This is a genomic window from Bacillus cereus group sp. MYBK101-2 (assembly GCF_051918845.1).
GTDB lineage: Bacteria > Bacillota > Bacilli > Bacillales > Bacillaceae_G > Bacillus_A > Bacillus_A paranthracis.
In genome coordinates this window covers 1-8,573 of record NZ_JBQAIE010000034.1, presented here as the reverse complement: position 1 = coordinate 8,573, position 8,573 = coordinate 1, and the positions used below count along the sequence as shown (strand labels likewise).

Sequence of the window (8,573 nt, the reverse complement as noted above, 5' to 3'; positions counted from 1 at the left end):
ATGATGGCAGAGAGGTCACACCCGTTCCCATACCGAACACGGAAGTTAAGCTCTCTAGCGCCGATGGTAGTTGGGACCTTGTCCCTGTGAGAGTAGGACGTCGCCAAGCAACTGTAAGACGAGTCAGAATGACTCGTCTTTTTTGTATGCTTTCATGCCTCTGTTAATTGCTTGTTTAACTCCTTCTAAATAGGCAAAGCCATGCCTTTTATCTGGTTCTAAGTAAGTACCTTCTGCCCATTCATTCCACGCATTAATAAATAAAAACTCGCTGTTGTAAAGAGAATAGGTGCGCTGGATTTGCTTACTTAAATATATCGTGAACTTCTCAGGAGTAGAGCCTACGAAAATGCTGCTATTTAAATCTTTGCGGCGTGCTGTGTTATCCCAGTCAACAAAGGCACCGGGAAATGTTTTTTTCTCTGAAGGAGATCGCTTTAATATATACATCCACACTTTATCATAATCCCAAGCGTTTATTTGTTTACTAGATTCATATATTATCTTATTTATGTCGGAAGAACTATCGTGAGCAATTGTATAAAAAGGTTCGAATTGAATGCTAGCATCAAATCCATTTATATTAGGAAGTGGAAAGCTGTTTAATGTTTCTGCGAAGTATATACCTTTCAAACCATTTTCTTGTGCGAGTGTATTCCAGTAGTTAAGCATTTGCTCACAATTAGGTATATGCCCAGGACGATAAATAATGAATAGTGGTTTATTATCTATACGGATATACCTCTCATCTTGGAAAGCTTGTAATAAATAATCAAAGTGTTCTTTCCAATCCGATAACCCTCCGTAATTTTGAGGCATTAATATGTGACTATCAAGACCATCCCAAGTTTTTGTCCATGGTTCATTTGCCCAAGATAGGCAAAATGGAAAATCTGGTTCGCCCATCTGAAGTACCTCATTAAATGGTCTCTCCAATAGCCTCTTCCCTTTAAACCAGTAATGGTAATAACAAAAACCATATATGCCGTGTGCTTTGGCAATTTCTGCTTGCCATTTTCTTACGGATGGGGTGGTTAAGTCGTAATAAAAATCTTGATAAGGTTCTCTAGGTTGATAATGTCCTGGAAATAAAGGTCGTGCACTTTTAGTATTTGTCCATTCAGTAAAACCTTTTCCCCACCATCGGTCATTTTCTTTTATTTGATGAAACTGCGGTAAGTAAAAAGCAATTATTTTCAAGATATATCCCCCTTATGTGCTTCGTAGTTCAAGTGGTGGGAAGTTATTTTTGATTTTTCGAATCTAGTTAAAGCATGAGAACTGTTATTTACTTACTCTGTTTATGCCTCATAATGAATTTTTTTGTACAGTTTGCTTGATATGGAAATCTTTAATGATTTAATATATACGGCTGAAATATAAAATGATCTTCATTATACAATGAGTGAAAAGAGTTAATCTTTTTGGAGAACAAATAGAGCTTGGGGTAATCGGTTTGTATCATCGAAAAAGTCCCGCAGCTTTAAATACTTCTCATAGTGGTTTTTAATATAAGTTCTAGGTATAATGGTTTCCCCGTAGAAGCTACTATTTCTAACGTCTCCAGCTCCCGTAGGGCTGTGGACGAAATTGCCGCTTTCATAATCCGAGATGGCACGATTTATATCTGGAAAAGCTTGAGATAAAGTTTTATGCCATCCTGTCTGAATTAATTCAGGGTGTTCCTTAAATTGTTGACAAAAATCGAGAAAATAGCGCGCTTGTGTTGTGGCGATGAAGATTCCACCTGGACGAAGAATTCTTGAAAATTCCTTTATCCAATTTTCTGCAGTTTCTTCGGATAAATGTGAGAATACAGAATAAGCGAATATGATGTCTAATGAATTGTCATTAATAAATTCTGCAGGAGGTTGTGGGGGAGCTACTTTATATCTGCCTCTTCCTAACGTTTCGTTACAAAGGTTAATCATTACAGGATCTACATCAATACCAAGTAAATTTTTATGGCGAACATCTTTGAAAAAGAAGCGTATGATTCTTCCCCAGCCACAACCAAAGTCTAAAATTTTCCGTTCTTTATTCAAGGGAACGCCTAAATTATGAGCATATGTTTTTACAAGTCTATAAAACAAATATGCTTCATAAAGAGCATGTTCATAGGAAGCACCTACAAACTGTTGTTGAATTTCTTCAGGGGGGAACATAGGTACTGGGATACCATTTATCCTTGTTTGTGAACAACTTTGTACAAATAGATGAAGAAGTTCAACATCAGAAAGCGGGCTAACAAGGTTATCAAAATCACTTCCTAACTTAAAGTCATCCATTTGTTAACCTCCAAATTATATGGTGCCTAAAAATCATTTTCTTGTTTTCTACTAATAAAAACATGTAAAAATTCAGCATCTAAGCCTAGTGATTTATCCTTTTGTAAATAAACTAGGGTATACATATTTGCATGTGTATAAATATATTCAATCATATCTCGGCCCCAATCAAATGTTACTAAAGACCCATTCTCATCAATAGGATTTCCGTGATAAATTGGCTCTTCAATATACTCAATTCCATCCTCATTGATTCTTGCCCTTTGCAAAGTTTTTGGAAGTGTGTGGTACCAAGGGACAGTAAACACATGAGCACCGCCAGGCTTTAATACACGCTCTATTTCTTTAAAGGCTTTGTTTGGTTCCATTACATGTTCAAAGACATCTTGAGTAATGAACAAATCAAAAGATCCATTTTGGAAAGTCATGTTTTCTAAGTTCTCGCATCTAATCCCTTGAAAGTATTGGCCGAGAGGATAGTTTTTAAAGTATTGAGAGTATGTATAGTTTTTGCAGTTTTTTATTAGTAGTTGAGTTGTAATCCCCCCAGGTGAGGATTCGTGAATATGATAGGAACCCCATTTCGGAAAAAATGTATTTAAAACATGAATTAAAGCTCGCTGCCTTGGTATAGAGTGGCATGTAGAACATAAGTAGTGATCTCTAAGCCAATCGTTATGCTCTATAAATGTAGTTTCCTTCTCACAAATAACACAATATCCGTTATTATGTTTCAAATTACCTTCCACATGACATCACTCCTGTGTAAAAAATGTATATGGCACATGCGTCAATAATTAGTGAATTCAAAGAGGGTAGGTGAAATTTAGGGAATCTATAACAGTAAAATTGGTAGAAGGGAATAATTAGCAGGGGAGAACCCCTCTCTAATTAAAGTTTCACTTTATGCTATGCGATACATTCGCTTTTATTCATTGAAGAATGTATCAATTTAAAATATCCCTTTCGTGTACGGATACATTTCAAAGTCTTGTGCATATATTTCTGTAACTAACGCCATTGTTTCTTCATCATAAAAACTTTTATATGTCGGAAAGCGAGGGAAGGTGGCATCTGTAATGCTGAGCTCTGCATAGCTTCCTGTATACATCATTTTATGAGAGCGATGATGATCTGAATTTGTAAGTAGCGCTAAATTAGATTTAACTAAATCATACGTGTGTTCTATTTTGGTGATTTGTGTATTAAAATCTTCTAAAGGAATATAGTGTTGGATGAAATTTTCTTCACCCGGAACGTATTGCTGACTAAAATGTATATCCATTGCTACGGAATTGGGACCTAATGCTCGAACGTAATATAAAAATTGTTTAAATGATATTCCTCGGTTACTATATTTGTCATTATATAAATACTGGCGGATACTTTCCCATTGAGGAATTGCATATGGATTGTCAGCAAGTAATAAAAATGAGCTGACGGCCCTTGTATAGGGATTTCGTACAAGTTTACAAACAGCTTTTTCTGCCGTTAGAAGCCCATTTTGTAACTCTGGTATGTAGTTGGTGTTGTTTTTATATACCCAGAATTCATAGTAATGAATAAAGTCATGGTATTTCTTTGCTTCATTAAACAATCCGATTTGAAAAAAGAACCAATTAGCTAAAGTAGTGCATCCGCTTCTATGGCTCCAGAATAGTATAAGGGGAAAGTCTTTATGGAAATGTGGGATTCGATCTTTATGTAGAATTACATGATTTAAAAGCTCTTGATTTACATTCTTCATACATGTAGTGCTCCTTTTTGAAAGTTTTATTTATGGAGAAGGGGAAAGCTTTTACTAATCCAATATATTCATAGGAATGAGTAAATATTATGAATGTTTTTTCGGACGGTTTAAATAAGGTAGTGATTCTAAAGGGAAAATATAAAATAAAGATAATGAAAATTTATAAGGGGCATACAATTATAAGAGACTCAATAATAGAATTGACTAAGTTTATTTATTTGTATTTCTAGGTGTGATAAGCAAAAATCTTATTACTAGAGAGGATATTATGCGGAAGAATAATTATTTAATAGTAGGTGGAAATAGTTTCATTGGTATTAACCTCGCATTAGGTTTATTGAAAAAAGGCCAAAATGTAAAAGTATTTTCCAGACATATAAATAATTTTCCTCAAAATATTATAAGTGAGGTTGAATTTATTAAAGGTGATTTAGCAAATGTTGAAGATATATATAAAGCCTTAGTGAATGTGGATATTATTATTTATTTAGCTGCAACGTCTAATGTAACAACTTCAATTGAAGATGTTTTCGGAGATATAAACAGTAGCCTTTTTTTTCTTAATTTCATGGAAAGTGCTAAAAATTTCCCCATTAAAAAAATCGTATTAGCATCTTCTGGAGGCACAGTTTATGGTGAACCGGAATATCTGCCTATTGATGAGGAACATCCATTAAAACCACTTTCTCCTTATGGAATAACAAAGGTGTCGCTTGAAAATTATTTGTACTTTTATAAGAAAAAATATGGAATGGACTATGTTGTATGTAGATATTCTAATCCGTATGGAAAATATCAAAACCCGTTAAAGAAAGTTGGAGCAATAAATTGTTTTTTGTATCAGCATCTCAGTAATGAAAAGATTAATATATATGGGAATCCACAAGAGATTATTCGAGATTATATTTATATCGATGATTTAGTGGAAGTTACTATACAACTATCGCAATTAAATCACTTGAAATTTTGTGTGTATAATATAGGCAGCGGAAAGGGTCTCTCTTTAAAACGAATTATAGTAGAATTGGAGAAATTAACGGAAAGAAAAGTGGACTTTATCTGCTATAAACAAAAGCAAGAACACGTTCAAAAAATCATTTTAAATATAGATAGAGTAAGACGAGAATGTAATTGGGAACCGAAAGTGGATTTCAAAAGTGGAATTAGATTAAATAAGCTATGGATTGAAGAGTTCTTATATAGTAAAAAATAATAAGCCATGCCCTACTTCTGTATAAGTAGAGCGTGGTTTATTATTTTATTTCTTTTTTTATTACCCAAAGATCTTGATGTTCCCACCAAAAACCTTCAGTGTATTTTTTGATAATAGGATTATAAGGTAATAATTTAATTTTGTCACATACGTAAGAGGGGCTAACGATCGTTTGCCCGTATTGATGAACATCTAAATCGAGTTGTTCGCTAGAGGGAAGAAACCAATAACCCCGTTCATTTAAAGCGGGAAAGCCGAAGTACTTTTTACTTTGGTATCCATGAGTTGTGAAAATGAATAAGCCGCCAGGGGAAACAGCGTTATACAATGTCTGAAGCCAACGAAACCAAGTTGTATCAGGCATATGAGAAAAAAAGGATAGACAAAAAACGATATCATACGTAGACGAGGCTAATTTTACTTGTTCTGGTTCAGGGTGAGATAATAGAGATGAAGTATGTAATGTGTTTTCAATAAAAGTAATAGCCTCTTCGTGTATATCGCAAGTAGTTATACTTAAGTTCGTTTGCTGATTTAATAAATGACGTGTTACGCAGCCATATCCGGATGCGAATTCTAATAGTTGAATTGGAGTGTCTACAGGAGGATAAAAGGAAGTAATTAAATCCAAGAGTGTTTCTGCTGATTTTCTTCCATCTTTAAAATAATAATCTATTGCTTCTTTTTTAGATGGAAAGACTGGATTTGTGATAAGGAATTGAAAGATATGATCCTCTGGGTGGATATTTGCACTTACATTGTATTTTTGTGCAATTTGAGAAATCAAATGTTTATTTGCCTCTATAAATTCTTTCAAAGAGTAACACCCCTTAAATAATAGTAATGTCTTACAAGAGATACTGATGATAAAGAAAATATATAATTAAACCTTCAAATATGTTTCAAGGTACTTTCTATATGCATACATTTTCTTTTTTGAAATGTCGTCGATAGTAAAGGTGTCTTTAATGAAATTCTGCATTTGTACAACTTCACTGTAATGGGAATATGAATCTTCTGTTCTTGTTACGCTATTTGTATGTCGTCTATGATAGTTTAGAGGTTTTGGATTAAAATAAATGTTCCCCTCTTTAAGGAGAGAAACATAGAAAAACCAATCACCAGCTATTTTAAACTTTTCCAATTGTTTTGCTATTGTTTTTATATCTATGTTTTTAAAAACTACACTTGAGACATTAGGTATGGTGTTTTTGATAAGTAACGTATCTTGTATTTCATCTATCCCTTTTCGGATATAAGAACTCTGCCATTTTTCCTTATCAATATCATTTGTGTAATCCAAATAATGATTGGCCAAGATATTTCCTTGTTCATCTATTTGTTTTGATTGTGTGTAGCTTAAGGCAACATCACTATCTATATGAAACCCTTGTATTACTTCTTCTAAAAATGTCTGATCACATAAGTCATCGGCCTCAGCAATCCAAATATAATCACCGGTTGCTGCAGAGACACCTTTTATCCATTGTTTAAATACAGAACCAGAATTTTTATCATTAATAATTTGCTGAACTTTCAGGTGGTGTTTATTTTCATTTGAGAGCAGCTTTTCAAATATAGATACGCTATTGTCAGTAGAGGTATCGTCTAGGAAAATTAGTTCGTAAAGGGGATAGGTTTGATTTAATATTGATTTAACTCGTTCCGGTAAGTATTTTTCGTAATTATAGTTCGGTACAATGACGCTTATTTTTTTATAATTATGCTCAAGCAAGTTTAATAATTGATAAACGTAATCAAGAAAGTTGAAATCTCTTTCAATAAGTTCTTGGCCAAAGGTCCCTTTTTGTAATCGTAAATCTTCATTCCCGATAAGTTCATATATTTTTTCCAGCATCATAGGTAAGTTTAAATAGTCTACTAATGCGCCGGTTTGTTCCGTAACAACATCTTCAAAACCTCCAGCGTTTTTGAACCCTATAACAGGGACTTTTGTATCTAATGCTTCTAAAACTACGTTTGGAAAAGGATCTTCTCTTGAAGTTAATAAATATAAATCAGCACCGGCGTTATATAAACCGATATCTGGAGTTGGGTCCACTAATGTGAAATGTGCTGTATATCTTGGGGAGATTGTATTAAAAAAATGAACATCTGTTTTCCCAACCCAGATAAAATGAATATTCGTATGCATCTTTCTTACTGAGTAAGCAATAAGTGAGAATAAATCTATTCCTTTTCGATGATCAGCGAAACCTACCCCCAAGATGATTTTGCTATCGAGAGGCAGATTGTGCTTTTTTCGTAAATCGCTTCTCGCTTGTGCAATATTTTTCTTATAAGGATTATGGTTGAACAAGCCCTGAGGGAGAATGTGGCATTTTTGATGATTTAATTGGGTAATTGTACGGAATTTTTCATACACGTATTGTGAAGGGAAGACAATTTTGTGAGCAGATTGGGCAATGTTTCTTGCTTTTCCCTCAGCAGAGTACTGTTGTATTAAATGCGGCAATTCATGTATTAATGAAATAACTTTAATATTATGTTTAGCTAGTAATGCAACTATATCACCACTTATGACGGTACTACATATGGCGATGGTATAGTCTTTTAATAATAACTTCTTTATTAATAATTCGACTTTTTCTTCTGTTGGGTAGTCTTCCTCTAGGCAATAAACAGGACCATACTTTTGAAAATCGTGGATTAAAATACCGGTTCCAATAGAAATAATTGCGACGGAGTAATGAAAATTTTCTTTAAGGGCTTTAATAGTATGTAAAGAAAGCAGCTGTGCTCCGTGGAAATGGGCATCATGGGATACATAAATGATTTTCTTATTAGCATGCATTTCATAACGCCTCCTAATGTAATTAGATTTTAGTAAATGTACGATGTATTTATAATTCCTAGAGAGAAGTGGTAGGAGATAATTGTGAATGTAACCGAAATAAAAAAGCTACTTTTAATATATATTTGTGTGGCTTGATATTCATTCTTTATAAAGTAGAAACTGTCGATTATAAAAATGACTACACTAGTTTATTAATCTTTAGGGAAGGAGTATAAAAAACTTTATAATTTATAAAATAAAAAGGATAAAAAGTATTGACGATTAGAGTACAGAAGTGTAATATAGAACAAGTCGCCGATGACATTAACGTCGAAAGCGACAAACGAAATGAAAAACTTAGTTGACATTGAAAGATGAAAATGTTAACATAAGGAAGTCGCAAATGAGCGACCGAGTAGTTCTTTGAAAACTGAACGAAACAAACAACGTGAAACGTCAATTTTTATTTTAGATGCTAGACAAACTAACTTTATTGGAGAGTTTGATCCTGGCTCAGGATGAACG

General features: G+C 33.6%; 7 protein-coding genes and 1 rRNA gene. 2 read left to right on the top strand and 6 right to left on the bottom strand.

The window, feature by feature from the left end:
• A 5S ribosomal RNA gene (gene rrf / locus ACTFSI_RS27685) occupies window positions 1-109 on the top strand; the annotation flags it as partial.
• A gap of 14 nt (window positions 110-123) precedes the next feature.
• Here the strand turns inward: rrf and ACTFSI_RS27680 are convergent.
• From ACTFSI_RS27680 to ACTFSI_RS27665, 4 genes are all read right to left on the bottom strand, one after another.
• Window positions 124-1,200 (bottom strand): glycosyltransferase WbsX family protein, encoded by a 1,077-nt coding sequence (locus ACTFSI_RS27680; protein WP_044793652.1) that lies wholly within the window; start codon window positions 1,198-1,200, stop codon window positions 124-126.
• 215 nt (window positions 1,201-1,415) lie between these two features.
• A complete protein-coding gene (locus ACTFSI_RS27675; RefSeq protein WP_270365359.1) occupies window positions 1,416-2,288 on the bottom strand; it encodes a class I SAM-dependent methyltransferase in 873 nt (290 codons plus the stop codon).
• 26 nt (window positions 2,289-2,314) lie between these two features.
• Window positions 2,315-3,037 (bottom strand): class I SAM-dependent methyltransferase, encoded by a 723-nt coding sequence (locus ACTFSI_RS27670; RefSeq protein WP_000398930.1) that lies wholly within the window; start codon window positions 3,035-3,037, stop codon window positions 2,315-2,317.
• 203 nt (window positions 3,038-3,240) lie between these two features.
• Entirely contained in the window at window positions 3,241-4,035 is a 795-nt protein-coding gene (locus tag ACTFSI_RS27665) for a sulfotransferase family 2 domain-containing protein (protein WP_000800262.1), read from the bottom strand.
• 271 nt (window positions 4,036-4,306) lie between these two features.
• On the opposite strand from ACTFSI_RS27665, the gene ACTFSI_RS27660 reads away from it, so the two are divergent.
• The gene (locus ACTFSI_RS27660; RefSeq protein WP_001230822.1) at window positions 4,307-5,251 is read left to right on the top strand and encodes an NAD-dependent epimerase/dehydratase family protein; all 945 of its coding nucleotides are present in this window, start codon (window positions 4,307-4,309) and stop codon (window positions 5,249-5,251) included.
• 40 nt (window positions 5,252-5,291) lie between these two features.
• Here the strand turns inward: ACTFSI_RS27660 and ACTFSI_RS27655 are convergent, their stop codons facing one another.
• Both ACTFSI_RS27655 and ACTFSI_RS27650 read right to left on the bottom strand, forming a co-directional pair.
• Window positions 5,292-6,068, bottom strand: coding sequence for a class I SAM-dependent methyltransferase (locus ACTFSI_RS27655; RefSeq protein WP_000657502.1), 777 nt, complete (start codon window positions 6,066-6,068; stop codon window positions 5,292-5,294).
• A 66-nt stretch (window positions 6,069-6,134) separates the two neighbouring features.
• Window positions 6,135-8,066: a glycosyltransferase gene (locus ACTFSI_RS27650; RefSeq protein ID WP_000543168.1), complete on the bottom strand. Its 1,932-nt coding sequence runs from the start codon at window positions 8,064-8,066 to the stop codon at window positions 6,135-6,137.
• Window positions 8,067-8,573 lie beyond the last annotated feature (507 nt).